The sequence below is a fragment of the Roseateles sp. GW821-FHT09G09 genome, assembly GCF_059415965.1.
The window spans coordinates 334,911-360,508 of the sequence record NZ_JBWKOG010000001.1; the positions used below are offsets into that span (position 1 = coordinate 334,911).

At 69.6% G+C, this 25,598-nt stretch carries 23 protein-coding genes and 1 pseudogene; 7 read left to right on the forward strand and 17 right to left on the reverse strand.

The features are described from left to right. Positions 1 to 4 precede the first annotated feature (4 nt). Positions 5 to 847, forward strand: a complete 843-nt coding sequence (locus tag AC07O8_RS01485) for a transglutaminase family protein (protein ID WP_495046358.1) — start codon at positions 5 to 7, stop codon at positions 845 to 847. Positions 848 to 898: 51 nt separating this feature from the next. Continuing rightward, positions 899 to 1,633, forward strand: coding sequence for a proteasome-type protease (locus AC07O8_RS01490; protein ID WP_495046359.1), 735 nt, complete (start codon positions 899 to 901; stop codon positions 1,631 to 1,633). A 24-nt stretch (positions 1,634 to 1,657) separates the two neighbouring features. Here the strand turns inward: AC07O8_RS01490 and AC07O8_RS01495 are convergent, their stop codons facing one another. The 11 genes from AC07O8_RS01495 to AC07O8_RS01545 all read right to left on the reverse strand — a co-directional run bounded on the left by AC07O8_RS01495 (position 1,658) and on the right by AC07O8_RS01545 (position 9,692). After that, the gene (locus tag AC07O8_RS01495) at positions 1,658 to 2,335 is read right to left on the reverse strand and encodes a penicillin-insensitive murein endopeptidase (protein ID WP_495046360.1); all 678 of its coding nucleotides are present in this window, start codon (positions 2,333 to 2,335) and stop codon (positions 1,658 to 1,660) included. 50 nt (positions 2,336 to 2,385) lie between these two features. After that, the gene (locus AC07O8_RS01500; protein WP_495046361.1) at positions 2,386 to 2,961 is read right to left on the reverse strand and encodes a TlpA family protein disulfide reductase; all 576 of its coding nucleotides are present in this window, start codon (positions 2,959 to 2,961) and stop codon (positions 2,386 to 2,388) included. Between the two features lie 55 nt (positions 2,962 to 3,016). Beyond that, positions 3,017 to 3,505 (reverse strand): YybH family protein, encoded by a 489-nt coding sequence (locus tag AC07O8_RS01505; protein ID WP_495046362.1) that lies wholly within the window; start codon positions 3,503 to 3,505, stop codon positions 3,017 to 3,019. Between the two features lie 53 nt (positions 3,506 to 3,558). Continuing rightward, positions 3,559 to 4,308, reverse strand: a complete 750-nt coding sequence (locus tag AC07O8_RS01510; protein ID WP_495046956.1) for an amino acid ABC transporter ATP-binding protein — start codon at positions 4,306 to 4,308, stop codon at positions 3,559 to 3,561. 58 nt (positions 4,309 to 4,366) lie between these two features. After that, a complete protein-coding gene (locus AC07O8_RS01515; protein ID WP_495046363.1) occupies positions 4,367 to 5,020 on the reverse strand; it encodes an amino acid ABC transporter permease in 654 nt (217 codons plus the stop codon). After that, entirely contained in the window at positions 5,017 to 5,688 is a 672-nt protein-coding gene (locus tag AC07O8_RS01520) for an amino acid ABC transporter permease (protein ID WP_495046364.1), read from the reverse strand. The genes AC07O8_RS01515 and AC07O8_RS01520 overlap by 4 nt, the downstream gene beginning before the upstream one ends. 60 nt (positions 5,689 to 5,748) lie before the next feature. Next, on the reverse strand, positions 5,749 to 6,573 hold the full coding sequence (locus AC07O8_RS01525) for a transporter substrate-binding domain-containing protein (RefSeq protein WP_495046365.1): 825 nt from the start codon (positions 6,571 to 6,573) through the stop codon (positions 5,749 to 5,751). Then, entirely contained in the window at positions 6,570 to 7,409 is an 840-nt protein-coding gene (locus tag AC07O8_RS01530; RefSeq protein ID WP_495046366.1) for a GntR family transcriptional regulator, read from the reverse strand. Before AC07O8_RS01530 ends, AC07O8_RS01525 begins: the two co-directional genes overlap by 4 nt. 159 nt (positions 7,410 to 7,568) lie before the next feature. Beyond that, entirely contained in the window at positions 7,569 to 8,012 is a 444-nt protein-coding gene (locus tag AC07O8_RS01535; protein WP_495046367.1) for a hypothetical protein, read from the reverse strand. Between the two features lie 84 nt (positions 8,013 to 8,096). Next, a complete protein-coding gene (gene nadC / locus AC07O8_RS01540; protein WP_495046368.1) occupies positions 8,097 to 8,957 on the reverse strand; it encodes a carboxylating nicotinate-nucleotide diphosphorylase in 861 nt (286 codons plus the stop codon). A 36-nt stretch (positions 8,958 to 8,993) separates the two neighbouring features. Continuing rightward, positions 8,994 to 9,692, reverse strand: a complete 699-nt coding sequence (locus tag AC07O8_RS01545) for a fumarylacetoacetate hydrolase family protein (protein WP_495046369.1) — start codon at positions 9,690 to 9,692, stop codon at positions 8,994 to 8,996. A 99-nt stretch (positions 9,693 to 9,791) separates the two neighbouring features. Between AC07O8_RS01545 and AC07O8_RS01550 the strand changes: the two genes are divergently transcribed. The 3 genes from AC07O8_RS01550 to AC07O8_RS01560 all read left to right on the forward strand — a co-directional run bounded on the left by AC07O8_RS01550 (position 9,792) and on the right by AC07O8_RS01560 (position 13,474). Continuing rightward, positions 9,792 to 10,970, forward strand: coding sequence for a septal ring lytic transglycosylase RlpA family protein (locus AC07O8_RS01550; RefSeq protein ID WP_495046370.1), 1,179 nt, complete (start codon positions 9,792 to 9,794; stop codon positions 10,968 to 10,970). Positions 10,971 to 11,129: 159 nt separating this feature from the next. After that, a complete protein-coding gene (locus AC07O8_RS01555; RefSeq protein WP_495046371.1) occupies positions 11,130 to 12,284 on the forward strand; it encodes a GGDEF domain-containing protein in 1,155 nt (384 codons plus the stop codon). Then, positions 12,284 to 13,474, forward strand: a complete 1,191-nt coding sequence (locus AC07O8_RS01560; RefSeq protein WP_495046372.1) for a GGDEF domain-containing protein — start codon at positions 12,284 to 12,286, stop codon at positions 13,472 to 13,474. The genes AC07O8_RS01555 and AC07O8_RS01560 overlap by 1 nt, the downstream gene beginning before the upstream one ends. A gap of 2 nt (positions 13,475 to 13,476) precedes the next feature. On the opposite strand, the gene AC07O8_RS01565 is transcribed toward AC07O8_RS01560, so the two are convergent. From AC07O8_RS01565 to AC07O8_RS01575, 3 genes are all read right to left on the reverse strand, one after another. Beyond that, positions 13,477 to 15,642, reverse strand: a complete 2,166-nt coding sequence (locus AC07O8_RS01565; RefSeq protein WP_495046373.1) for a TonB-dependent siderophore receptor — start codon at positions 15,640 to 15,642, stop codon at positions 13,477 to 13,479. 466 nt (positions 15,643 to 16,108) lie between these two features. Then, on the reverse strand, positions 16,109 to 17,785 hold the full coding sequence (locus AC07O8_RS01570) for a diguanylate cyclase domain-containing protein (RefSeq protein WP_495046374.1): 1,677 nt from the start codon (positions 17,783 to 17,785) through the stop codon (positions 16,109 to 16,111). A gap of 187 nt (positions 17,786 to 17,972) precedes the next feature. Next, positions 17,973 to 19,505: a CoA-acylating methylmalonate-semialdehyde dehydrogenase gene (locus tag AC07O8_RS01575; RefSeq protein ID WP_495046375.1), complete on the reverse strand. Its 1,533-nt coding sequence runs from the start codon at positions 19,503 to 19,505 to the stop codon at positions 17,973 to 17,975. A 282-nt stretch (positions 19,506 to 19,787) separates the two neighbouring features. On the opposite strand from AC07O8_RS01575, the gene AC07O8_RS01580 reads away from it, so the two are divergent. Beyond that, positions 19,788 to 20,693, forward strand: a complete 906-nt coding sequence (locus AC07O8_RS01580; RefSeq protein ID WP_495046376.1) for a LysR family transcriptional regulator — start codon at positions 19,788 to 19,790, stop codon at positions 20,691 to 20,693. Between the two features lie 49 nt (positions 20,694 to 20,742). Here AC07O8_RS01580 and AC07O8_RS01585 read toward each other — a convergent pair whose 3' ends face one another. Next, the gene (locus AC07O8_RS01585; RefSeq protein ID WP_495046957.1) at positions 20,743 to 21,117 is read right to left on the reverse strand and encodes a GNAT family N-acetyltransferase; all 375 of its coding nucleotides are present in this window, start codon (positions 21,115 to 21,117) and stop codon (positions 20,743 to 20,745) included. Between the two features lie 114 nt (positions 21,118 to 21,231). Continuing rightward, a pseudogene (locus AC07O8_RS01590) lies at positions 21,232 to 21,678 on the reverse strand (GNAT family N-acetyltransferase); the annotation flags it as partial. Between the two features lie 375 nt (positions 21,679 to 22,053). Between AC07O8_RS01590 and AC07O8_RS01595 the strand changes: the two are divergent. Continuing rightward, entirely contained in the window at positions 22,054 to 22,878 is an 825-nt protein-coding gene (locus AC07O8_RS01595; protein ID WP_495046377.1) for a YecA/YgfB family protein, read from the forward strand. 105 nt (positions 22,879 to 22,983) lie between these two features. Here the strand turns inward: AC07O8_RS01595 and AC07O8_RS01600 are convergent, their stop codons facing one another. Next, a complete protein-coding gene (locus tag AC07O8_RS01600) occupies positions 22,984 to 25,509 on the reverse strand; it encodes an alpha/beta hydrolase family protein (protein WP_495046378.1) in 2,526 nt (841 codons plus the stop codon). Positions 25,510 to 25,598 lie beyond the last annotated feature (89 nt).

A 25,598-nucleotide genomic window follows, 5' to 3' on the forward strand; every position in this document is an offset into this window, starting at 1 on the left:
CGCCATGCATCTGCACATTTCGCACGAGACCGTCTACGCCTACGACTCACCGGTGGCGCGCAGCACGCAGTACCTGCGGCTGACACCGCGGCCCGCGCGCGGCCTGCGCGTCCTGCACTGGCAGCTGGAGCTGCCGTCGCCGGCCAGCGCCTGCAAGGACGCGTTCGGCAACACGATGCACGTGCTGAGCCTGGACGGCCCGCGGCGCGACATCGTCCTGCGCGCGATCGGCGAGGTGGACACCGACGACGCACCGCCCACGCCGGACCCCGAGGAGGACCTGCCCTCCCCGCTGTTCCTGCGCGACAGCCCCCTGACCCGGGCGGACGATGCGCTGCGGCAGTTCGCCAGCGGCTTCGCGGAGGCGGCGAAGGCCGATGCGCATGGCGCGCTGCTCGCGCTGATGGCGGCCATCGGCGAGCGCATGCCCTACGTGCGCGGCTACACCGACGCCGCGACGCCGGCGGCGGAGGCCTTCCGGACGGGCCACGGCGTCTGCCAGGACCACGCCCAGGTCTTCGTGTGCTGCGCGCGGCTGCTGAGGCTGCCGGCGCGTTACGTCTCGGGTTACCTGGCCACGGACTTCGAGCATGTGGCCAGTCACGCCTGGGCGGAGGTGCGTCTGCCCGCGGCCGATGCCGGCTCCGCCGCCGCGCACGGCATGGCGGGCGGCTGGCTGGGGTACGACATCAGCAACCAGTGCCTGGCCGACGGGCGTTACGTGAAGCTGGCCACGGGGGCGGACTATCTGGATGCGTGTCCGGTGCGCGGCGTGCGCACGGGCGGCGGGATGGAGACGATGCGGGCCGAGGTGCATGTGAAACCCGGCACGACCGGCCAGCAATGAGCGTGCACCACGACGGCGCGCTGCCAGCCTGATGCGCTAACCTTCCGCTCCATGACTTACTGTGTTGCCATGCGGCTGCGTGCCGGCCTGCTGTTCGCGTCCGATTCGCGGACGAATGCGGGCGTGGATCACATCGCCACGTTCCGCAAGATGAACCTGTTCGAGCAGCCCGGCGAGCGCCTCATCACCCTGCTCACGGCCGGCAATCTGGCGACCACGCAGAGCGTGGTGAGCCTGCTGCGCCAGCGCGCCATCGTCGACGGCCGGCATCTGATGAGCCTGACCTCGATGTACGACGTGGCGGAGCTGGTGGGCAAGACGCTGAAGGAAGTCGTGGCGCGCGACAGCGACGGTGTCGGCCAGTTGAACCAGGGCGTGGACTTCGGCGCCAACTTCATCGTCGGCGGGCAGATCCGGGGCGAGGCGCCGCGCGTCTTCCACGTCTATCCGCAGGGCAACTTCATCGAGGCGACGGAAGACACGCCCTACGTGCAGATCGGCGAGTCCAAGTACGGCAAGCCGATCATCGACCGCGTCATCGACTTCGACAGCTCGCTGGCCGAGGCGACGAAGTGCGCGCTGATCTCGTTCGACTCGACGATCCGCAGCAACCTGTCGGTTGGCCTGCCGATCGACATGCTGCTCTACAAGACCGACAGCTTCGCACCGGCCGAGCCCCACCGGATCACGAAGGACGATCCCTACTTCAAGACGATCAGCCAGGGCTGGGGCGGCGGCTTGAAGCGGGTGTTCGAGCAGCTGCCGGACGACGACTGGTTCGCGTGAGCAGAGCGGGCTGACGCCCGCGACTCAGGAGCGCGCAACCGGCCGCATCGCTGCGCAGCGGATCGCGAAGTCCACGTGGTAATGCTCGTCGTGACGCACCCACGGTTTGCCCTGCATGAACTTGAGGTGCTTCTCAAGCCGCGGGCCGCGCTTCGTGGCAAAGAGTCTCCGCAGATAGGAACGGTCGAAGATGACCAGCGCGATGCCCGCTCCCTCCTCCTTGGCGGCAGCGTCGAGCTGGTAGAGGTGTTCCGCCATCGCCTCGAAATCGATGCGGTATTCGTCGTGACGGGCATCCTTGTCGAACTCGATGTCGTAACCGAAACGCTGCGTGATGGGCGTTGGCAGCGGCACCGAACGCCCCTTGCCGTCTCTCACGGGAACGAAGAAATCGACCGAGGTGCCGTTCTGATGGGTGCGATGCGGCTTGAAGCGGCCACCTTCGGCGAGGCCCGTTTCGCCGTAGACAAAGACATTGCCGGGCAGTGATGTTTCCATCGACCGGTAGCTGCGCTCGACGATGCGTGCAACCGACGAGTGCACATAGGTCCGACCCGCCCCGGCGGCGATCGTGCTGTACGCCGCGAAGTTCGGGCCACTCACCGGAAGGCGGACGCTGTCGGTGATACGCCCGCTGGCCACGGTTCCAAAGCAACGGCTTTCGGTGGCGGTGCCGACCGACGGCAGGAGGGCGAGCGCCATCGATACGCCAAGGGCCGACGGCGTTCGCCGCCGCAGGTCTGTCGCGCGGCTCAAGGCGCGGACGGTCCGGACGTGCCCGCTCCGCCCTCCGCCGACGGCTGCACCGGCTTCGCGAGCTGCGCGTTGATCTCTTCCAGGATCCGATCCAGCGAGTCCTCGCCGTAGCCGCGGTGCATCGCGGCGATGCGGCCGTCGCGATCGATGATGAACAGGTGCGGCAGCGCGTTCACACCGTAAGCCTTCTGCGCGGACTTGTCCGCATCGCTGACGAGCTGGAGCTTGAAGTCCTTCATGAGCCCGGCCACTCGGCGGAAGACCTTCTTGTCCTCGGTGTTCACCGCGATCACCCGCAGCCGCTCCTTGGCAACGCCCTGCAGGCTTTCGAGCTGCGGCAGCTCCTTCAGGCAGTACGGGCACCAGGTCGCCCAGAAGGTGACGACGACGATCTGGCCACGGTGCCTGGCGAGGTTCAAGTCCTCACCGTCCAAGGTGCGACCCAAGCGTTCCGGCGCGAGATCGCCCCGCTTCAAGCCCTCGAAGCCCTCGGCATAAGCGGTCCCTGCAATCAACGCGCAGGCGGCCAGCAAGGTCCCCGCCAGGCGGCGCGCTCCGTATCCGACTCTCATGGGTGACTCCCTGTCACGGCTCGCGGTCGACACGCCGCTTCCGTGGGGAGTGATGCTAACGCGACGGCTTGCAGTCGCAGACCTCGCTGCCGTTGTCGAAGACGACGCGCCAGCGGCCGTCGGCGTCGAGCCGCCACGTCGAGGCGAAACGCGCGACCAGCTTGTCCTTCACGATCACCGGGCCGGTGGAGTAGCCGAGCTTGCCGTCGGGCAGCACCTCGACGAGATCGGGCGCCCAGGAGAACGGTGCTTCGGCGCCGTCGAAGAAACGCTTCCAGTGCGCCAGCACCGCGGCCCGGCCGCGCAGCGGCTGCTTGCCGTCGATGAAGACGGCGTCTTCGGCGACAAATTCGGCGAAGGCCTTGAAGTCCCGCTTGGCCATCGTGGCAGCGAAGGCGATTTCGGCGTCGCGTACAGGATTGCTGTCGGCAGCGCTGGCCTTTGCGGATGATGCCGCAGCGTCGGCGGAGGTCATCGCGATCGCACTCAACGCACCGGACGTCAGCGCAAGCGTGGATCGGAGGATCGAGCGGCGGTCGGGCATGGCGGGGCTCCTCGGCGTACGCCCGAGTCTAGGCCGCGTCTCGGCGCCTGCCATCAGTCATCGAGCGACTTCAGGAACTGCTTCAACTCCGGCGTCCTCGGCGAGCCGAACACATCGGCCGGCGTGCCGATCTCATGCACGCGCCCCTGGTGCATGAAGATCACCCGATCCGCCACCTTGCGCGCGAAGTTCATCTCATGCGTGACCATCAGCAGCGTCATGCCCTCGTCAGCCAGCGACTCGACGACACGCAGCACCTCGCCCACCAGCTCCGGATCCAGCGCCGACGTGATCTCGTCGCACAGCAGCACCTGCGGCTCCATCGCCAGCGCCCGCGCAATCGCCACGCGCTGCTGCTGACCGCCGGACAGCTGATCGGGCATCGCGTCGAACTTCTCCGCCAGCCCCACCCGCGCCAGCAGCGCCCGGGCCTGCTCGGCGGCGTCCTTGTCGGAGCGCCGCTTCACCAGCGTCGGCGCGAGCATCACGTTGCGCCCGACGCTCAGGTGCGGGAACAGGTTGAAGCTCTGGAAGATCATTCCGACCTGCTGCCGCAGCGCGCGCATCGCCATCGCGCTGTCGTGCAACAGCGGCTTGTCGGCCACGCGCAGCGAGCCGTCCTGGAACTGCTCCAACCCGTTGATGCAACGCAGCAGCGTGCTCTTGCCGGAACCGCTCTTGCCGATCAGCGCGATCACCTCGCCGCGCATCACGTCGAGGTCGATGCCCTTGAGCACCTCGTTCGTGCCGTAGGACTTGCGCAGCGCGGTGATGCGCACGATGGGCACCCCCGGAACGGGCATCGTCGGCGGCGGCAGTCCGTCGTCGATCGGGGCGTCGATCACGTGATCGATCGCCTTGTCAGGCAGTGCGGCCATGCTGCTTCCTTTCCAGGTGTTGGGCGGCCAGGCTCACAGGGAAGCACAGCACGAAATAGAACAGCGCCACGCAGCCGAAGACCAGGAAGGGCTTGAAGCTCGCGTTGGCGATCATGCCGCCGGCCTTGGTCAGCTCCACGAAGCCGATCACCGAGGCCAGCGCCGTGCCCTTGATGACCTGCACCAGGAAACCGACCGTGGGCGCGATCGCCAGCCGCGCGGCCTGCGGCAGGATCACGTGGCGCAGCTGCTCGCCGAAGCTCATCGCCAGGCTGCGCGCGGCTTCCCACTGGCCGCGCGGCACGGCCTCGACGCAACCGCGCCAGATCTCGACCAGGTAGGCGCTGGTGTAGAGCGTGAGCGCCAGCGACGCCGCCGTCCACGCCGACACGTCGATGCCCAGCAGCGACACGCCGAAGTAGGCGAGGAACAGCTGCATCAGCAAGGGCGTGCCCTGGAAAATCGCGACGTAGGCGCCGATCACGCGCTGCGTCTTGGCCCCCAGGCCGATGCGCAGGCAGAGCAGCGTGCCGCCGACCAGCCCGCCGCCGATGAAGGCGATCAGCGACAGCGCCACCGTCCAGCGCAAGGCGAGCGCCAGGTTGCGCAGGATGTCCCAGAGGGTGAACTCGATCATGGATGCCTCCCACCCCCGAAGAACCATTTCGGTCCGGCCCAGAGCAGGAATCGCCGCGTGATCAGCGACAGCGCCAGGTAGATCGCCAACGCGACGAAGGTCGCCTCGAAGGCGCGGAAGTTGCGGCTGTGGATGAGGTTGGCGGCGTAGCTCAACTCCTCCGTGGAGATCTGGCCGCACACGGCGGTGCCGAGCATCACGATGACGATCTGGCTGGTCATCGCCGGCCACACGCGCTTGAAGGCCGGCGGCAGGATCACGCGCGTGAAGACCTGCGTCGGGCCGAGGGCCAGGCTTTGCGCCGCCTCCCACTGGCCCTTGGGCGCGGCCTGGATGCCGGCGCGCAGGATCTCGGTGCCGTAGGCGCCGAGGTTCAGCGTCATCGCGATCAGCGAGGCCACCTCCGGCGACAGCTTCACGCCCAGGACCGGCAGGCCGAAGAACACGAAGAACAGCTGCACGATGAAGGGCGTGTTGCGCAGCAGCTCGACGTAGACGCCGACACCGCGCCGCAGCGCGGTCGAGCCGCAGGCGCGCGCCCACGCGCCCAGCGTCGCGATCAGCAGGCCGAGCGGCACGGCGATCACCGTGAGGCCGACCGTCCACGCGAGGCCGCGCAGCAGCAGCGGCCATTCGGCGAGGACGGCGCCGAAGTCGAACTCGATCATGGGCGGCTCCCGGAGTGCCTGCTGGGCGCGATCAATGCCGAGGTGCAGTGAGGTCGCCGCTCAGAGCGGCAGCTCGCCCGCGCCGCGACCCAGCCACTTCTTGGAGAGCGCTTCGAGTTCACCGCCCTGCTTGGCCGCGGCGACGATCGCGTTGACCTTCGCGAGCAAGGCGTCCTCGCCCTTGGCCACGCCGATGAAGCACGGGCTGTCCTTGAGGAGCAGCTTGTATTCGATGTTCAGGCCGGGCTGGCGTTGCATCAGGTTGCCGGCGACGGCGGCGCTGGTGGCGACCACCTGCGTCTGGCCGGCGGCGATCGCGGCGATGGTCGCGTTGTTGTCCTCGAAGCGCTTGAACTCCAGCGTCGACGGCGCGACCTTGGCGAGCTCCTGGTCTTCCATCGCGCCGCGCGTCACCGCGACGGTCTTGCCGGCGAGATCCGCGAAGCTCTTGATCGCCAGGCTCTTGGGCGCGAAGACGGCTTGATAGAAGGGCGCGTAGGCCGAGCTGAAGGCGATGACCTTCTCGCGCTCCGGATTCTTGCCCAGCGTCGAGATGACGAGGTCGGCCTTCTTCGTCTGCAGGTACGGGATGCGGTTGGCGCTGGTGACCGGCACCAGTTCGACCTTCACGCCGAGCTTGGCCGCGATCAGCTCGGCCATCGCGACGTCCAGGCCTTGCGGCTTCATGTCGGGTCCGACGAAGCCGTAGGGCGGGTAGTCGGTCGGGATCGCGATCTTGATGGTCTTGGACTTGGTGATGGTGTCCAGCGCGGTCTGCGCCTGCACGCCCAGCGACATGACGCCCAGGGTGAGGCCGAGGCCGGCGGCCAGCAGCAGGCGGCGCGGCACGAGCGTGCGAACGGAGGGGCGGACGGCGTGGCTCATAACAAGGCTCCTAGGTAGGGGGCGGGGTCGGAATCGGTGGCGTTCGCGGCCACCGAGCGGGCGCGCGAGCGGCGCGCCGGCGCGGCGGGGGAAGTCGTGATGGACGGGGTGGTGGACGGCGTGGTGGTGGACGCGACGGAGGACGCCGACGCGGCGGCACTCGATGCCATCGGCGTGAGCGCCTGGCGCAGGTGATGCAACGGGTCGTCGGTGTGCGTCTCCAGCTGCAGACCGGCCTGCACGCTGGCGAGGTGCTCGGCCATCAGCGCCTCGGCGCGGACGGCGTCGCCCTGCTCGAGCGCGGCCACGATGGCCACGTGCTCCTGGCAGGACTGCGCGGCGTCGTGCGACGACTGGTAGAGCATCGCGATCAGCGTGGTGCGCGCGGTGTAGTCGCGCAGCGTGTCGGCGAGCAGGCTGTTGCCGAGGCACTCGGCGAGACAGACGTGGAAGTCGCCGAGCAGGAAGCTGCGCGCGCCGACGTCGTCGCCGCGCAGCGCGGCCTTCTCCTGCGCGATGTGCTTCTTCAGGCGCGTCAGCGCGGGCTTGTCGAGCGGTCGCCGACCGCGCAGCAGGCCGAGCTCGATGACGCGCCGCGCCTCGAAGGCTTCACGGGCTTCATCGCGCGAGGGGGCGATGAGATACCAACCGCGCCGCGCGCTGACGGTCACGATGCCGCGCGCCGCGAGACGGGTCAGTGCCTCACGGACGATGGTGCGGCTGCAGTCGAAGAGCAGCGCCAGCTGCTGCTCGCCGAGTCGCGTGCCCGGCGCCAGCTTCTGCGCGAGCACGGCATCGATGATGCGCTGGCTGATGTCGGTGGCGGTGATGCCCATGCACGGGGCTTTGCAGCTTCCGTGCCAGCGCGGGTCCCCCCTTGCCTTCCCGGGCTCATCTGTCTTGTATGCAAGCCAGAACGGCACCCGCGCACCACCGTTGCGCACAAGCTTGGTGTGGCGGGCACTGGCAAGGTGCCCGACCAATGTGGCGTTCAGTCAAGCCGCAAGCATGAACGGCGCATGGCGGAGATGCCGGTGAAGGCCCAGCATCCGCGTCTCTGCGCGCGTGAGCAGCGTCTCGTACAACATCGGCACGATGCTGATGGAGTCGCCCCTCTTCGCCACCATCGCCTCACAGGATTCGATCTCATTGCCCAGAACGTAGGCATCTACTCGAGTACCGACGCGCACGTATCCGCGCCCCATGAGTTCCTTGATGTACTTCCAGGCCTGATCGACATCCTTGCCGCCGATGGCGATGTCCGTGGTCTTCAGCTCGACAACCACCACTTGCCCGACACCATTCACCTCGTGTTCTTTGTCCCAAGACGGCTTGGCGTACAGGCCAACGCTGCTGTTGGGCAATGCGATGAAGTCGGGCCGGTTGCGAGATCCCTTGCCGGCGCTGTCCTTGAAGAGTTGGCGGAGGACACGGGACATGCCCAAGTTGGACGTGAACTCGACCGACTCAAGTTGGACCCCAAACATCCACAGCCCGCGCTCGAACAAGGGCTGAAGTCAGCGTCAGCCGTCGACCCGCATCGAGTAGTCAACCGCCTTCGCGTCCTTGGTCAGGCGTCCGACCGAGATGCGGTCGACGCCTGTTGCCGCGATCCAGCGCAGCTGGTCGATGGCCACGCCGCCGGACACCTCCAGCAAGGCCTGACCCCCGGCGATCGCCACCGCCTCGCGCATCATCGGCTCGCTGAAGTTGTCCAGCAGCACGCTGACCGCGCCGGCCTTCAGGGCTTCGCGCAGCTGCTCGATCGTCTCGACCTCGACCTGGATGGACACGCCGGCGTCCAGCGCCTGCGCCTGCTGCAGCGCCTGCGTGACGCCGCCGGCCGCGGCGATGTGGTTCTCCTTGATCAGGATCCCGTCGTACAGCGCCAGGCGTTGATTCGCCCCGCCGCCGACGCGCACCGCGTACTTCTGCGCCAGCCGCAGGCCGGGCAGCGTCTTGCGCGTATCCAGCACCACGCAGCCGCGCGGGTTCGGGCTGGCGCCTTCGATCGCCCGCGCATGCGCGCGCGTCGTCGTCGCCGTGCCCGACAGCAGCTGCAGGAAGTTCAGCGCCGGCCGCTCGGCCGACAGCAGCGACCGGCCTTCGGCCTCGATGCGGCAGACCACCGTGTCGGGCGCCATGTCGGCGCCCTCTTCATAGGACCACTCGATCCGCGACGACCCGTCCAGCGCCAGGAACACGCCCTCGAACCAATCGCGGCCGCACAGCACCGCCGCCTCGCGCACGCGGACATGCGCCGTCACGCGCCGGCCCGCCGGCACCAGCCGCGCGGTCCAGTCGCTGACGCCGATGTCCTCGAACAGCGCATCGCGGATGTTGCGCGCGCGGGCCTCGTCCAGGGTCTCGTTGTGGTCGAACATCGTCTCGGCTCTCTGCCTGGCGCTCGTTGCGCTGGATTACTCGGCCTCGCCGATCGTGATCGTCAGCTCGCCGAAGCCCTCGATCACGCCGACGATCTGGTCGCCCGGCTTCACCGGACCGACCCCTTCGGGCGTGCCCGTGTAGATCAGGTCGCCCGGCTCCAGGTGATAGAACTGCGACAGGTTGGCGACCAGCTCCGGAACGCTCCAGATCATGTCCGACAGGTCGCCGCGCTGCTTCTCCACGCCGTTCACCGACAACGTGATCGCGCCCTTCGTCAGGTCCCCCTGCTCGGCACGCGGCACCAGCTCGGTGATGACCGCCGAGTGCTCGAAGCCCTTGCCCAGGTCCCAGGGCCGGCCGATGGCCTTGGCCTCGTTCTGCAGATCGCGGCGCGTCATGTCCAGTCCGGCGGCGTAGCCCCAGACCGCGTCGCCGGCCTGCTCGGGCGTGGCCTTGAACACCGGCTTGCCGATCGCCACGACCAGCTCCATCTCATAGTGCAGGTTCTTCGTGCCCGGCGCGTAGGGGATGGTGCCGCCCGACGGCGCCAGCGCGCTGGCCGGCTTGGTGAAGTAGAACGGCGGCTCGCGATCCGGATCGCTGCCCATCTCGCGGGCGTGGGCGGCGTAGTTGCGACCCACGCAGAAGATGCGGCTGACGGCGTAGCGCGCGTCGGTGCCGCGCACGGCCACGGAGGCCTGCGGCGCTGGGGGGAAGAGGTAGTTGCTCATGACGGTGCGGACGTAACGATCGAAACGATCATGAAAGGGAAGAAGGGTGCGCGCAGCATAACCTTGGCAAATCCGCGCCGCATTGCTAGGGTTGCGGCCATGTTTGAAGCCCGCCCCGCCGGTCAACGCCTGGCCGTCCTGACGTGTGCCCTGATCCTGGCCGCCTGCGCCAGCCGCGGTCCCACTCCCTCCCGCCCCGCTCCCGGCGGTCCCAAGGTCTCCTCCTGGCCCGACCGGGACGGCCCCGACGCCGTCATCCCCCCCGACCTCAAGAAGGTGCCCGACGCGGTGCCCAAGCTGGAATCCATCCGCAAGGGCGGTCCCAACAAGCCCTATGAAGTGCTGGGCGAACGCTACGAGCCGATCGCCGAGGACAAGCCGCTGGTGCAGAAGGGCCTCGCGTCCTGGTACGGCCGCAAGTTCCACGGCAAGCCGACATCCAGCGGCGAGATCTACAACATGTACGCGATGACGGCCGCGCACGCGACCATCCCCATCCCGAGCTACGCGCGCGTGCGCAACCCGAGGAACGGCCGCGAGATCATCGTGCGCATCAACGACCGCGGGCCGTTCCACAAGGGCCGCGTCATCGACCTGAGCTACACCGCCGCGCTCAAGCTGGACGTGCTCAACGGCGTCGCGCCGGTGGAGATCGAGCGCATCACCTACGAGGACATCCGCACCGGCGCCTGGACGCGCGACCGCGACACCTTGTCGCCCGATCCGAAGGTCGCCCCCGACACGCCCGTCTACGCGGCCGCCACGCCCAGCGGCGCGCCCGACCTGACGACCACCGCACAGCTGCGTCCGCCGGTCACGCCGGTGCCGGCGCAAGTGCCGGTGCAAGTGCCGGTGCAAGTGTCGGCGCAAGTGCCGCTGCCCGACGCGGGCATGACGCCGATCCCCATCACCGCCCTGCCGCCCGGCAGCGACCTGCCGCCGTCGGGGCAATCCAAGGCCGATGCGATGGCGACCGCCACCGCCGGCGCGATCGCCGCCACCGATCCGCAGGCACCGGTGCCCGCGTTGCAGATCGCCGCCGCGCAGGGCTACTGGCTGCAGTTCGGCGCGTTCTCCCGGATGGAAGGCGCCGAGCAGCTGCGCGAACGCTTCACGCGCGGCATGGAAGAACTCGCGCCGATGCTGACGATCTTCAAGGACAAGAACCTGCACCGGCTGCAGGCGGGTCCGTTCGCCAGTCGCGAGGACGCGCGCGCCGCCGCGGACCGCGTCCGCACCTCGATGGCGCTGACGCCGATCCTGGTGGAGCGTCGCTGAACGTCGCTGAACGTCACTGAGCGCCGCTGAATATCGACAACCGTCGCCCAGCGGCGCGAACCGCCCGGCGCGCCGGGGCGATCAGCCCCTCGGAGTCAGGGACACCATTCGTCATGGGCGCGATTGTGCGCGCGACATCCCTTTGCGATGATGGTCCGCATGCCGCCGCTCGACGCCGCCACGCTGCTGATGGTGATCGCCGTGATCGACGCCGTCGCGTGTGTCGTCTGGCTCGCGCTGGGCGAGGTCTTGCGCATCGCGCCGCGCGCGGCGCGGCGGATCTCCGCCCATCACGGCCTGCTCGCGCTCAGCTGGTGGCCCGCGCTGCCGGACTCGCTGGAGCGGCTGGTCGGGTTGCCGCTGGACCTCGTCGCCGCCGGCTTCCTCACCGCGGGCGCCCGCGCCCTCACGCGGGATCGCGACAACGCCCGCGACATCATCGCCATCGTGCTGCTCGGCTTCGTCGCCGTCGCCTGCACGGCGGGCGATCCGGATCCCGGCCGGGCGCGCGCCTTCTCCAACTTCATGGTCGGCGTGCTGGCGCTGATGGCCGCGCGCGACGTCGCCGCCGGCGCAGGCTTCCGCCTCGCGCTCACCAGCGTCCTGGTCCTGCCCTTCGGCGCATTCGCCACCATCTGCTTCTGGCGCACTTTCACCCTGTTCGGCTGGCTGCCGCCGGCGTACGTCCTGGCGGGGCCCGGCGTCAACGCGCCGCTGGTCATGCTCATCCTGGTCGTGGACGTGACCATGGCCACCGGGCTGATCGCGCTCGTCATCCAGCGCCTGATCGCGCGGGTGCGCCACCTGATGCGTCGCGACGCCTTGACCGGCCTGCTCAACCGCCGCGCGCTGGAGGAACACCTGGCCCGCATGCAGGCCCGGACCGATCGCGGCCGCCACAACGCCGTGCTGATGCTGGACGTCGACCACTTCAAGCGCATCAACGACGAACTGGGGCATGCCGGCGGTGACGCCGCGCTGCGGCACCTGTCGGCCGTGCTCGGCGCGGCGCTGCGCGACGCGGACTGCTTCGGCCGCCTCGGCGGCGAGGAGTTCGCGGTGCTGCTGCCCGACACCGACCTCGACGGCGCGATGCTCGTCGCCGAGCGGCTGCGGGAGCTGCTGCAGAAGCAGCCGCTGGCCTGGGGCGACAAGCTCTGGCCGATCAGCGCCAGCTTCGGCGTGGCGACGATGCGATCGGGCGACATCAACGGCCACGGCGCGCTGTCGCGGGCCGATGCGGCGATGTACGCGGCCAAGGCCCACGGACGCAACCGCGTGCTGCCCGCCGCGGGCGAGGCGGAGTTCGCCTGATGCTGCCGTTCGCCGATCCGGTCTCGCTGATCGCCGCGCTGGTGGTGCTGTTCGGCGTCGCCGCCACGGTGTGGCTGATGATGGCCGTCGGCCTGCGCGAATCGCCCTGGGCCTGTGCGAGCGTCGCGGGCGCGAACGGGGCGCTCGGCGCGTCCTTCCTGCTGCATGAGGCGTTCGTGCTGGCGCCGCGGATGGACGGCAGCTGGTCGGACTTCCTGTCGGTGGTGGCCTTCGGCCTCATCCGGATCACGGTGCCGCTGATCGGCGACCGGCCGGCGCCGTGGCGCGCCACCCTGCTGATGATCGTGGGCGCCGGCATCTTCACCGCGCGCTTCACCGCAGGACCGATGATGTTGACGCACAAGCTGGTCCTCTTCGGCATGATGTGCGTGCTGGCGCTGCTGGCGGCCGTCGACGCCTGGCGCCTGATGCGGGCGCGGGGCCTTCACATGCGCGCGGCGCTGCTGCTGGCCTCGCCGCTGGTGATCGTGGGTCTGCTGCTGCTCTCGCGGCCGCTGGAGGTGGCGCTCGCGCCGGGCCGCACCGAGGACATCGATTTCGCCAGCGCCTTCAACCTCGCCTGGCTGTTGGCCTCGCTGGTGCTCGCGCTGCTGATCAACGGCTGGATCGCCTTCCTGCTGCTGATGAAGCTGGTGCTGGAGATCCGCCGGCTGACCGAGCGCGACCCGCTGACCGACGTGTTGAACCGCCGCGCCTTGTCCGAGGCCGTGGACCTCGAACACGCCCGCCAGATGCGCGGTCACGGCTACGCGCTGGTGCTGCTGGACATGGACCGGTTCAAGCGCCTGAATGACACGCTCGGCCACGCGGCGGGCGACGCAGCCTTGAAGTCCTTGGTCGCGCTGCTGCGGCCCTGTCTGCGCGAGGTGGACCGCTTCGCGCGCCTGGGCGGCGAGGAGTTCTGCGTGCTGCTGCCCGACACCGGCATCGCCGGCGCCGCGCTGGTGGCGGAACGGATGCGGACGCTGCTGGCGGAGCATCCGTTCACCTGGGAGGGCCAGACCTGGCCCCTGACGGCGAGCTTCGGCATCGCGGAATCCGCGCGCGAGGACGCCAGCGCCGCCGAGGTGCTCAAGCGCGCCGATCAGGCGCTGTACCTCGCGAAGGGCCAGGGCCGCAACGTCGTGCAGGCGGTGGAGATCGAGCCGGCGACCAGGCCGGCCCACTGAACTCAGAACCGCCCGCGCACGCTCAGCATCACGCTGCGCGGATCCCCGTAGTTGGGATAGTCGAGGTTGGCCCAGTAGGTCTTGTCGAGCGCGTTGCGGACCGACAGGCCGAGGCTGAAGTGGTCGTTCAACTGGTAGTTGGTGTGCAGGTTCAGCAGCACGTAGCTGCCCTGCGTGACGGTCACCGTGCCCAGCGTCGGATGCGGGATGCCGTAGCCCGCGACACTGCTCTGGGCGTTGACCCCGGCGCCGACGGTGAGCCGCTCCCACGCGCCGCGCAGGCGGTAACTGGTGCTGAGCTGCACCGTGTGGCGCGGCAGGTTCGCGTAGATCAGGTCCAGCGCGTTGCGGGTAATGCGCGTGTTGGCGTAGCCCGCGTTCACGGTCCAGCCGGGCGCGAGCTGGCCGGCGACGTCGAGCTCGAAGCCCTTGGTCTTCGTCCCGTTGACGCCGATGTACGCGGAGCCGCCGTCGGGCAGCGTGCCCTCTGGCACCGACGAATCGCGCACCGCATAGTTGTCCTGCTTGGCCTCGAACACCGCGGCCGACACGGCCAGCCGCTTGTCGAGGAACTCGCCCTTGAGGCCGAACTCGGTGTTGCTGCCGCGGACCGGCGAGAGCAGGTTGTCGTTCTTGTCCTTGTAGTTCTGCGGCTTGAACAGGTCGGTGTAGCTCGCGTACAGCGAGACGGCGTCGTTGATGTCGTAGACGACGCCGACGTACGGCGACACCTCGTCGGTCACCTTGTACGCACCGGTCCGGGCCGTGAAGTTGCCGGCGGTGTTGAAGGCGTCGGTGCCGGTCTTCCAGTAGCTCAGCCGCGCGCCGGTGATCAGCGACAGCGGCTCCAGCACCTTCCAGCGCCCCATCGCGAAGACACCGCCCTGTTCGGTCTCCGCGACGCGCTTCGCGCCGGTGGCGCTGAAGGTCGGCGCCGGCGCGTTGCCGTCCCAGTTGCGGATGTCGGGGATGTTGTAGCTCCACGAGGCGACCGAGGTCAGCGTCGGCGTGGTCGTCGTCGTCTTCACGGCGTTGGCGCCGATCACCAGGTCATGCTTGCGCCCGACCAGGTCCAGCGTGCCCGAGGCGTAGAGGTCGAGGCTGTCGCGCTTCTCCCAGCTCTTGCCGACGGCGGCGAGCAGCTTGAGGCCCGCGCCGGTCGTCGGATCCGGATAACCGCTGGCGTAGGTGCGCAGGCTGAAGGTGTTGCCCTCGCTGTGGTTGGCGATGGCCTTGAGCGTCCAGTCGTCGCCGAGCTTCTGCTCGAGCTGCGCGTAGAAGGTGCCGTTCTGGCGCGACCAGCGCGTCCAGGGCGGCGAGAAGCTGGTCTCGCGCGGCAGGTCGGCCAGCGACCCGTCGGACGCGAAGCGCGGGATCGTGCCCCAGATCGGGCCCCGGGGCACGTTGTTCTGGTCCTGGTAGCCGAGGGTCAGCGTGGTGCTGGCCGTCAGGTCGGCCTCGACGGTGGCCATGAAGGCGGTCTTGGTTTCGCTGTGGCGGTCGCGGAAGCCGTCCCGCTCCTGCGCGGAGGCGATCAGGCGCGCCCGCACACGCCCGTCGCGCGTGAGCGGCGTGTTGAGGTCGGCCTCGACGCGATGGAAATCGTCCGTGCCCATCACCAGTCCGCCGTAGGCGGAGAAGGCCTTCTCCGGCCGTTTGCGGACCATGTTGACCGTCGCCGACGGAAGGCCGGCGCCGGTGGTCAGGCCGTTGGCGCCGCGCACGACGTCGATGCGCGAGTAGAAGACCGTGTCGTACTCCTGCTGCGTGCCGCCGCTGTAGGTGGGGATGCCATCGATCTGGAAGTCGGTGATCTGGAAACCGCGCGCGAAGTACAGCGGACGCTGCGTGTCGTAGAACGACACGTTCACGCCGGTGATGTTCTGCATCACGTCGTTGATGCTGATCAGCGTCTCGTTCTCGAGGCGGCTGGCGTCGATGCTGCTCATGGACTGCGGCGTCTCGCGGGCGGTCAGCGGCAGGCGGGTGCTCGCGCCTTCGAGCTTCTTGCGCGCGGCGCTGATGGTCACGCGGTCGAGCGCACGACGGCGGTCGGCGCGGGTCGCGGCCTCGCCGGCGGCTCCAGCAGCAGATTCGGCGGCGGCTTCGGCCGTCCCGGCGTCCGGCACTTCGGCGTCGTGTGGGGGCACCGGCATCGACTGGGCCACGGCGGCACCGGCGGCTCCGGCGGACAGGAGAAACGCGACAGCGGCCGCGACAGGGGTTCGGGAAGAGCGTGACATGGGAAAGAACAGCATCGAGCAGGCGCAAGCCCGCTACCGGCGCGCGCAAGCGCACCAGCCCCGGGGAGGGAGGTGGAGGACGGAGGCTTGCGGGATCGGCCCCAGGGTCGCGCGACGCGGGCAACAGCGTTGCCGGGCGCGAGGGAGCGGAGGATCAGGCTGGCGGGAGGCTCATCGGCTGGGAGTTACCTGCCAGATGAGAACTGTTCTCATTGTAGAAACAGTCGTGCGACGGGTTGAGGCAAAACCTGTCCCCTTGTGCGGTCTTCAGGCCGGGCTTCGTTCGAATCGCCAGGCGCGGGCGCTCCACGGGGCATGGGGCCTCGCGTCCGCGAACCCCAAGCCCCATTCCGGCCCCAGTGGAAGTCGTTGCCCTCGGTGAGGCGTCCGGTCAGGCCAGGGCGACGCGGTTGCGACCCAGGTGCTTGGCGCGCTCGACGGCGGCGTTGGCGCGCGCGATGAGGAGGTCGGTCGCGTACGGGGGCGCGCTCGCCAGGCCCATGCTGAGCGTGACGTCCAGGCCGGGTGCGAGCTCGTTCCACGGGTGCACCGAGACGCTGGCGCGGATGCGCTCGCAGACCTCGAAACCGCGGTCCGCGATGGTGTCGGGGAAGACGACGAGGAACTCCTCGCCGCTCCAGCGCAGCAGCAGATCGGAACCGCGCGTGTTCTCCCGCAACAGGTCCGCGAGTTCCTGCAGGACACGGTCGCCGATCTCGTGGCCGTGGCGCTCGTTGATGTTGCGCAAGCCGTCGGCATCGATCAGGGCGACCGTCAGCGGACGCGCCTCCTGCTCCGCCGCCCGCAGCAGCGGCGGCAGGCGGGCCTCCAGGCAGCGCCGGTTGCCCAGGCCTGTCAGCGGATCCTTGAACTCGGCGGCATCGCGCGCGGCGACGCTCGCCGGATCGGCGGCGAATTCGGCCTCCATGCGCGAGACGAAGTACTGCGATTGCGCCATCAGTTGCGACACCGCGCGACGACGCTCGAGGGTCCGCGCCTGCTCGAGGTGGAACAGCGACGGTCCGAGCAGCGCGAGCGCCTTCGCGGCGCGGTAGCTGGCCTGGTGCAGACGCACGCGCAGGAACAAGGGCACGGCGTGGGGCGCCGGAGGCACCCGGGCCGCCGACTCGCCGGCGGTCGCGAGGTGCTCGGTCGCCGCACGGAGCGCCTCCAGCTGTTGCCAGGCGGCGGTGGCCTGGCCGCGCGCGAGCTGCAGTTCCGCCAGCATGCAGCGCAGGCGCCAGTCCAGCAGCCGGAAGCCGGCGCGTTCGGATTCGTCGCGGGCCTCGATGAGCAGCGGTTCGGCCTCGTCGAGGCGGCCCATGAGCAGCAGCACCTCGCCGAAGTTGGAGGCGGTCAGCGCGATGCCGTAGCGGTCGCCGAGCTGCAGCGAATGCGGGCGCGCTTCGCGGGCGAGCTCCAGCGCGCGTTCAAGCGTGCGCGTCGCCTGTTCCGGCGCGGCGCCGTCGCGCTGCAGGTGGTGCGCGCCGATCGCGACCGTGCACAGGTTGGTCAGCGTGACCACGCGTTCGAACGGCGTGGCGTCGGTGCGGAGCAGGCCCGCGGCCTCGCTCATCAGGCGCTCGGCCTGCCACGGGTCGCCCATGCGCTCGAAGCAGGCGCCGAGGCCGTTCAGCGCGACCGCGTGCAGCCGGACATCGCCGAGCTCGCCGGCGAGCTTGAGCGCCTCGTGCGCGCAGGCCAGGCCTTGCTCATACGCGCCGAGCTCGCAAGCCGCCAGGCTCATCCAGCGCAGCAGCTCGCACATCGCGGGGCTGGCACCCAGGGGACGCATCAGGCGGAGCGCGCGTTCGCCGACATCGAGCATGCCGGGCAGGTCGCCCATGCGCAGCCGGAAGAAGCTGCGCAGCTTGCCGGCCTCGGCCTGCTCGTTGATGAAGCCCTCGGCGTCGGCGCGATCCCAGATCGCGTCGGCCAGCGCGACGCCGTCGTCCAGCCGTGCCTGCTGCTGCGCGAGACGCGCGCGTTCAAGCAGCTCGCTCAGCGGCACGCCGTCGAGGGCGCCGGCGGAAGTCGGATCGGAAGCAGGGACACCATGCGGAAACATCCGGCAAGGTTAGCCGATCGGCGGGCTGCGACGGCCGCTGGCCCTCACCCCTGCCCTCTCCCGCAAGCGGGAGAGGGAGTAAGAAGGGTGCCTCGCGCGAGCGGAAGTAGCGCAGGAAGTGAGTCGGTCGGACTCCCTCTCCCGCTTGCGGGAGAGGGTGGGGGTGAGGGCCAGCGGCCGTGGCAGTTCACTTGCTGGTGGGCATCACGAACTCAGCGCCCTTGGCGATGCTGGCGGGCCAGCGCTGCATGACGCTCTTCTGCTTCGTGTAGAAGCGGACCCCCTCTTCGCCGTAGGCATGCATGTCGCCGAAGAGGCTCTTCTTCCAACCACCGAAACCGTGCCACGCCATGGGCACGGGGATCGGCACGTTGATGCCGACCATGCCGACCTGCACGCGGCGCGCGAACTCGCGGGCGACGTTGCCATCGCTGGTGAAGCAGGCGACGCCGTTGCCGAACTCGTGCGCGTTGACGAGGTCCAGCGCTTCGCCGAAGTCCTTGACCCGCACGCACGCCAGCACCGGGCCGAAGATCTCTTCCTTGTAGATGCGCATCGTCGGCCGCACGTGGTCGAACAAGGTGCCGCCGGTGAAGAAGCCGTCGGGCAATCCGTCGACGCGATGACCGCGGCCGTCGACCACGAGCGTCGCGCCTTCCTCGACGCCGTGGGCGATGTAGCCCTCGATGCGGTCGCGCGCCTCGCGCGTGACGATGGGACCCATCTCGGCATCGAGCGCCATGCCGTTCTTGATCTTGAGCGCCTTCGCGCGCTCGGCGAGCAGCGGCACGATCCGGTCGGCGACGTCGCCGACCAGCACGGCCACCGAGATCGCCATGCAGCGCTCGCCCGCCGAGCCGTAAGCCGCGCCGATCAGCGCGTCGACGGCCTGGTCGATGTCGGCGTCGGGCATCACGACCATGTGGTTCTTCGCGCCTCCGAGCGCCTGCACGCGCTTGCCGTGGCGGGCGCCGGTCTCGTAGATGTACTGCGCGATCGGCGTGGAGCCGACGAAGCTCAATGCCCGCACATCGGGGTGGTGCAGCAGGGCGTCGACGACCTGCTTGTCGCCTTGCACGACCTGGAAGATGCCGTCCGGCAGGCCGGCCTGCTTGAAGAGCTCGGCGATGGCCAGGCTGGGCGACGGGTCGCGCTCGCTGGGCTTGAGGATGAAGGCGTTGCCGGTGGCGACGGCGAGCGGCGCCATCCACATCGGCACCATGAACGGGAAGTTGAACGGCGTGATGCCGGCGACGACGCCCAGCGCCTGGCGCGTGGTCCAGTTGTCGATGCCGGTGGAGACCTGCTCGGTGTAGTCGCCCTTGAGCAGCTGCGGCACGCCGCAGGCGAATTCGACGACGTCGATGCCGCGGCTGACTTCGCCCTGCGCGTCGGTGAAGACCTTGCCGTGCTCGGCGGTGATCATCGCGGCGAGGCGGTCGCGATGCTGGTTCAGCAGCTCCAGGAACTTGGACATCACGCGCGCACGGCGCAGCGGCGGCGCGTCCGCCCAGGCGGGGAAAGCGGCCTGCGCGGCGGCGACGGCGGTGTCGACGTCGGCCGCGCTGCCCAGCTGCAACTGACGTGCGACCTGCCCGGTGGCGGGATTGAAGACCGCCTGACTGCGGCCCGACGTGGCCGGCACCCGCTCGCCGGCGATGAAGTGGGTGATGTCGGCGCTGTCGGTGAAGGCGGCGGGGGCATTGGCGGACGAGGTCACGGCGGTCTCCTGCTGATGGGGGTCCTCGCTGCTGCGCGGACCCTGTTCGTTTGGCAATGAGTCTAGGCACCACCCCCTCGCCTGCCTAGCCCAGATCGCCGATCACATTGTTCGATAGACTGAACAATCATGGCCCGTCGTTCCCCCGCCCCCGCCCCCGCCCCCTCCCGTTCCCTTTCCCCATTGCCCTTGAAGAGCGGGCCGCCTGTTGAGCCCCCGCCTGCGGCTCCGCAAGAAGTCGCGGACTCCCCGGTCCTTCGGGGCGACGCACGCGATGAGCTGTTGTGGTCTCAGCTGCAGGCGCTGATCGCGGTGGCGCGTCTCGGGAGCTTCACCAAGGCGGCGCAGCGGCTGGGTCTGTCCAAGGCGGCGATCAGCCAGCGGGTGGCGGAGCTGGAACGCCACCTCGACCAGCAACTGGTGCAGCGCACGACACGCTCCGTGCGCCTGAGCGAGGCGGGATCGCGGCTCGTGGAGCAGGCGGAGCCCGGACTCGCCCTCCTGAGCCGCAGTCTGAGCGAAGCGCGCGAGGCCGCCAGCGCGCCGCGCGGCCTGCTGCGTGTGACGGCGCCCGTGGCGCTCGGCAGGCAACACGTGGCCCCGGCGCTGCCGGCGTTCTTCGAGCGTTATCCGGAACTCCGGATCGAGCTCGATCTGTCGGACCGGCTGGTGCCGCTGGCGCAGGAGGGCTTCGACCTGGCGATCCGGCACACGAGCGCGCCGCCGGAGACGCATGTGGCGTTCAGGCTCTGCGGCTCACGCGCGTTGCTCACGGCGAGCCCGGACTATCTGGCGCGGGCCGGCGTTCCGCAGCATCCGGCGGAACTGGCGCAGCACCGCTGCCTGCCTTACCTGCGGCCGGGGCCGGCGCAGTGGTTCTTCGAGCGGAGCGTGGGCGACGCGGCGCCCGAGCGCATCCGTGTGCCGGTGCAGGGCCACTTCCGCGCGAGCAACAGCGAGGTGCTGCGGGACGGCGCGCTCTCGGGGCTCGGCATTGCGCTGCTGCCGGACTTCAGCGCGCGGGACGCGTTGCGGGAAGGCCGGCTGGTCGAGGTCCTGCCGGACTGGCGCGCGGTCGGTTTCTTCGGCGATGCGATCTACGCGATCCACCCGTGGAGCAGCCACACCCCGCAGGGGGTGCGCCTGCTGATCGACCACCTCAAGGGGGTCATGCGCGAGGGGTATTGACCGCAGAGCAGATCCCGGAAAGAGCATCGAACCGTGCAGGAGGGTCGGCTCACCGCAACGCCCGAGCCATGTACCGCACCCACCCGATGCGGCCTTGCTCCCGCAGCCCCGAGTCGATGAACCCGGCCTTCTCATAGGCGCGCCGGCCCGGTGCGTTTTCCTCGTCGACCGAGAGCACGAGCCGCGCGGACGCCGGCCATTGCGTCCGGACCCACGCGTAGACCGCGCGTAGCGCCAGGGTGCCGTAGCCCTTGCCCTGATGCGCCAGGTCGATCCGCATCGCGCTGATGACGGCGTCTGCCGACTGCGCCCAGGCGGGCAGGCTGGCGCCGCGCTTCAGGACGAGGAAACCGACGATCTGCTGACCTTCCACGATCGCCAGCCCGGCCACGTTGCCGTCCGCGTTCGCGTCGCATGTTTGCATGGCGCGCTCGACGCTGCCGGCGAATTCGATCTGTTCGTCGGTGACCGACAGCGTCGACACGGCCCGCCGTTCGGCATCGGTCAACACGTCCCACGTCTTCACGGCAATGACGGGGCCGGCGGGCCTCACGTAGTAGCAATCGAACTCGCCTTCGTCGACGAGCTCGAACCCATGCCGTTGATAGAAGCGATTCGAGTCGCTTTGCTTCAGCGCGCCGACGCGCACCGGCAGGCCGAGCCGCCGCGCTTCGTCGAAGACGTCCGCCAGCACCGCCGCACCGAGGCCGCGCCCCTGGTGCGCGGGATCGATGTAGAGGTGATCAAGTGACAGCCACGCCGCCTGCGGCGTCGTGACGACGAAGCCGACGCGATGCCCGTCGACGACGATGTGCCGCGTGCGCGCCGGATCGAAGCTCGAGAGGAAGCGCTCTCGGGCGCGCTGCGGATCGAAGCGGCCAATGCGCTCGAGGCTCTCGCGCATGGCGGTGATGCGCAGGGCGACGAGCGCTTCGGCGTCGTCGGCGCTTGCCGGCGCCAGATGCACATGGGGGGACGGGGCCATCGTGGTCGACATCGCGCGAGATCGTAGCGTCGCTGAGCCGTCGGGGGCCGATCCACAAAAAAGGACGCCCGACCAGCAGAGCTGACCGGGCGTTGCAAGTCCTAGAAAGGACGTCGTTGGGATCGGTGCCGTCCATCGGGGCCTTGGGGCCGCGCCGTTGGAGGGCGTGAGATGGACTCTAGGGCGAACCCTGAGCGTCCGGCATCCCCTCAAGGTGGGATACATGCGCAAAATGGTCAGCAGGTGTAAGAGCGACTCCGCATTACGGAAAAAATGCGGGCCGCCAACTCCTCCGAACCATGACTTTCGTGCGCTGGCGAACAGAAGCCACGCGACCCGCCTGCCGGGACAGGCTGGCCCGGATAATCGCGCCCTATGACCGCGCCCAAGCACCCCAACAAATCCGCGCCTCGCAGGCCCGCCCCCAAAACGGCGGGGGCACCCGCCAAGGCGGGAACACCGACGCGCGGTCCGCGGCCGCAGCAGGGATTCGCACCATCGGCGCCGGCCGCCTCGCCCGCCGCGTCGGCGCCTGGCGCGCCCCCCGAGACCTGGAGCGACGACGACCTCGATGAACTGCAATCGCTGCTCGACGAGGTCCCCGCGCCGCTGGAGCCGCTCGACGTCTCGATGCTCGACGGCTTCCTGGTCGCCGTGATCCTGCAGCCCAAGCCGGTGCCGCTGTCCGACTGGTGGCGCTGGGTGCTGGATTCCGAGGAAGGTCGGCCCGCCCCCGCGCGCTACGACGCACGGCCGCTGCTGCAGCTCGTCCAGCGCCGCGAGCACGACCTCCGGCAGGCGATCAACGATCGCCAGTGGTTCGATCCGTGGGTGTTCGAACTCGATGAGGACGCGTCCGCCTCGGAGACCGTCCTGCCCTGGGTCGCCGGCTTCGCGCTCGCCGCGGACCTGTTCCCCGCGCTGATGAACCTGGACGAGACCGAACTCACCGAGCCGCTCGCCCAGCTCTACATGCATCTGGATCCCGAGGACCTGGAGGACGCGGACGCGCTGCTCGTGGAGATCGAAAGCCTCGAGCCGCCGGAAGAGCTCGATGACGCGGTCGAGAGCCTCGTGCGCGCCAGCCTGCTGCTGGCCGACGTGTCCCGGCCGATTCCGGCGCCCAAGCCGCAGCGGCCCGGCGGCCACCGCGGCGGCCCAGGAGGACGCGGCGGACCGCCCCCCCGTCGCCTGCGCTGACGCCGTCCGCGCGGCGCGGTTTCAGCGCTCGGGCGTCGGCGCTCAGCCCTCAGCCCTCAGCCCTCAGCCCTCAGCCCTCAGCCCTCAGCCCTCAGCTTTCAAGCTTCACGGCTGGGGGATCGCAGCGCCGGGGCCGACCTGGCGCTTCATCCATTCGCTCATCTCCCAGAGCGTGTGGCCGACCGACTCGCGCGCCGAATAGCCGTGCGACTCGAACGGCAGCGTGACGTAGCGGACCGACCCGCCCGTGCCCGCCAGCGCCTGGTACAGCCGCGCGCTCTGGATCGGGAAGGTGCCGGAGTTGTTGTCCGCCTCGCCGTGGATCAGCAGCAGCGGCTCCTTCAGCTTGTCGGCGTAGTTGAACGGCGAGAGCTTCTGGTAGACGTCCTGCGCGTCCCAGTAGGTGCGGCGCTCGCTCTGGAAACCGAAGGGCGTGAGGCTGCGGTTGTAGGCGCCGCTGCGCGCGATGCCCGCCTTGAACAGGTGGGTGTGCGCCAGCAGGTTGGCCGTCATGAACGCGCCGTAGCTGTGACCGCCGACGACCATGTGCTCGCGGTCGCTGACACCCAGTTCCACCGCCTTGTCGATGACCGCCTGCGCGTTGGCCGTGATCTGCGCGATGAAGCTGTCGTTCACCGTCTTCGGGTCGCCGACCACCGGCATCGTCGCGTCCATCAGCACCACGTAGCCGTCCAGCAGCAGCATCAGCGGGCTGGTGCCCGCGAAGCTGTTGAAGCGGTTGCCGGAGCCGCTCACCTGGCCCGCGGTCGACGCGTCGGTGTACTCCAGCGGATAGGCCCAGACGAAAGTCGGACGGCGCTCGCCGGCCTTGTAGCCCGGCGGCTTGTAGAGCCAGAACGACAGCTCCACGCCGTCCGCGCGCTTGAAGCGGACGAACTCGCGCTGGATGTCGCGCAGCTGCGGCGAGGGGTCCTTGGCGTCGGTCAGCGCCTGTGCCGTCGCGAGCGCGGCCCCGCCGCGCAGCATGACGTTGCCGGGCTCGCTGACGCTCTCTCGCACCGTCAGGACGCGCGCGCCTTCGGGGTCGAGCACGGCCAGCGGACGCTCGTAATGCGCGCTGTCACCGCCGTTGGCCTCGGAGCCGGACTGGAACAGGCGCGTCTTCCTGTTGCCCGCCAGCACGAGCCGGTCGATGAAGGGCTTGTCGCCCTCCGGGCTCGCCCCGGTGCCGAAGTACCAGATCGCGTCGCCGTCCAGACGCACGACCGCGCGCCCCGTCGGTTGCATGCGGTGCACCGGCGTGCCGGGATCGCGGTAGCGGTCGCGCACCGAGCGCTCGATCAGCCGCTGCGCCGCCGAGGTGCCGTCCATCGCGACGAGCTCCGTCGACGTGCGCATCTTCGTCAGGTCGAAGTCCTGCACCAGCGCCCGCTGGCCGCCCTCGAGGAATTCGAGCCGCGACAGCCGCTGCGGCACGCGATGCACCTCGCGCGCCTCGCCGGTGTAGGGCGCGTCCAGGCGCATCAGCCGGTCGCGATGCGGCACTTGCGCGCGGTTGTCGCCGCCGTCCAGCGCCTCGACCCAGTACACCGCGCCGTCCGCGCCGGGCGAGGCGAAGAAGTTGCGCGGGCCGGTGATCACGCCTTCGACCGGCACGCCTTCCTTCAGCTTCACCTTGCCCACCGGCGCGACCTTGCCGTCGACGCCACGGACCTCGGCTTGAGCGGCGAAGTCGTCCCAGCCCACCTGGTAGCTGAACGGCGGCAGCAGCCGCATCGTCAAGACCTGACCCGGCGTGCCGAGCGCCTCGAGGTGGCTGAAGAGGCCCGGCTCGCCGACCGGCCGCACCGCGCCGGTGTTCAGGTCGACGCGCGCCAGCTGCGAGGTCGCGTGATGCGCGAAGACGGCCGCCTCCTGCGCGTTGGTCAGCAGGTCCTGCTGGGTGCGCTCCGGCGAGTTGCGCGCGATGGATTCCTGGATGGACGGGCCCGACGGCGCGGCGAAGGTCGGCGCCGGACCCCGCTTGGCGGGCACCGTCAACGTGACGAGTTCATGGTCGTTGAGCCACACGACGTCGTTCTCGAGCATCGTGTGCAGCTTGAGCTTGGGCACCGCCTTGAGCTTGCCCGTCGCGACGTCGCCGACCCACAGCTCGACGGCCGTGTCGGTGCGCCGGTTCAGCAGGAAGCGCTTGCCGTCCGGCGAGAAGCGCAGGTGATGGAAGGCGCCGCCCGGGGGCAGCGGGACGGGGCGCGCGACGCCGTCCGCGCCGTTCTGGAGCGGACGCAGCGACAGCGACTCGATCGTGACGATCAGCTGCGGGCTGTCGGTGGCGGGGTCGTAGCGCAAGCCGGCCTGGCGCAGCACGGGGCGGGCGAGCTCGGCGATCGCGCGCGACTTCCGGTTGACGACGATCGCCAGCGTGCGCTGGTCCGGCGAGACCTGGTAGACCGGCAAGGCCTTCGCGTCGAGCACCGCGCGGATCGCCTCGGACGGCTGCTGATAGATCTGCGCCAGGGTCGCCGCGGAGGTCAGGGCCGTGGTTTGAGCCGAGCTTGACGCGGCCTCTTCCGCCGGCGCCGCGATCGCGGAAAGACCGCCGAACGCGGCGGAGAGGGACAGGGTCAGCGGGATCAGCGGGATCAACGACGAGGCGCGAGGCGTGGGCATGTGTCGGCACCGTTAAGCAGAGGAAGGCGGCAATCTAGCAGCGCCCTCCGCCGATGTCCGAGGTCAGCCCTCCGGGTGATCCCGAGGTT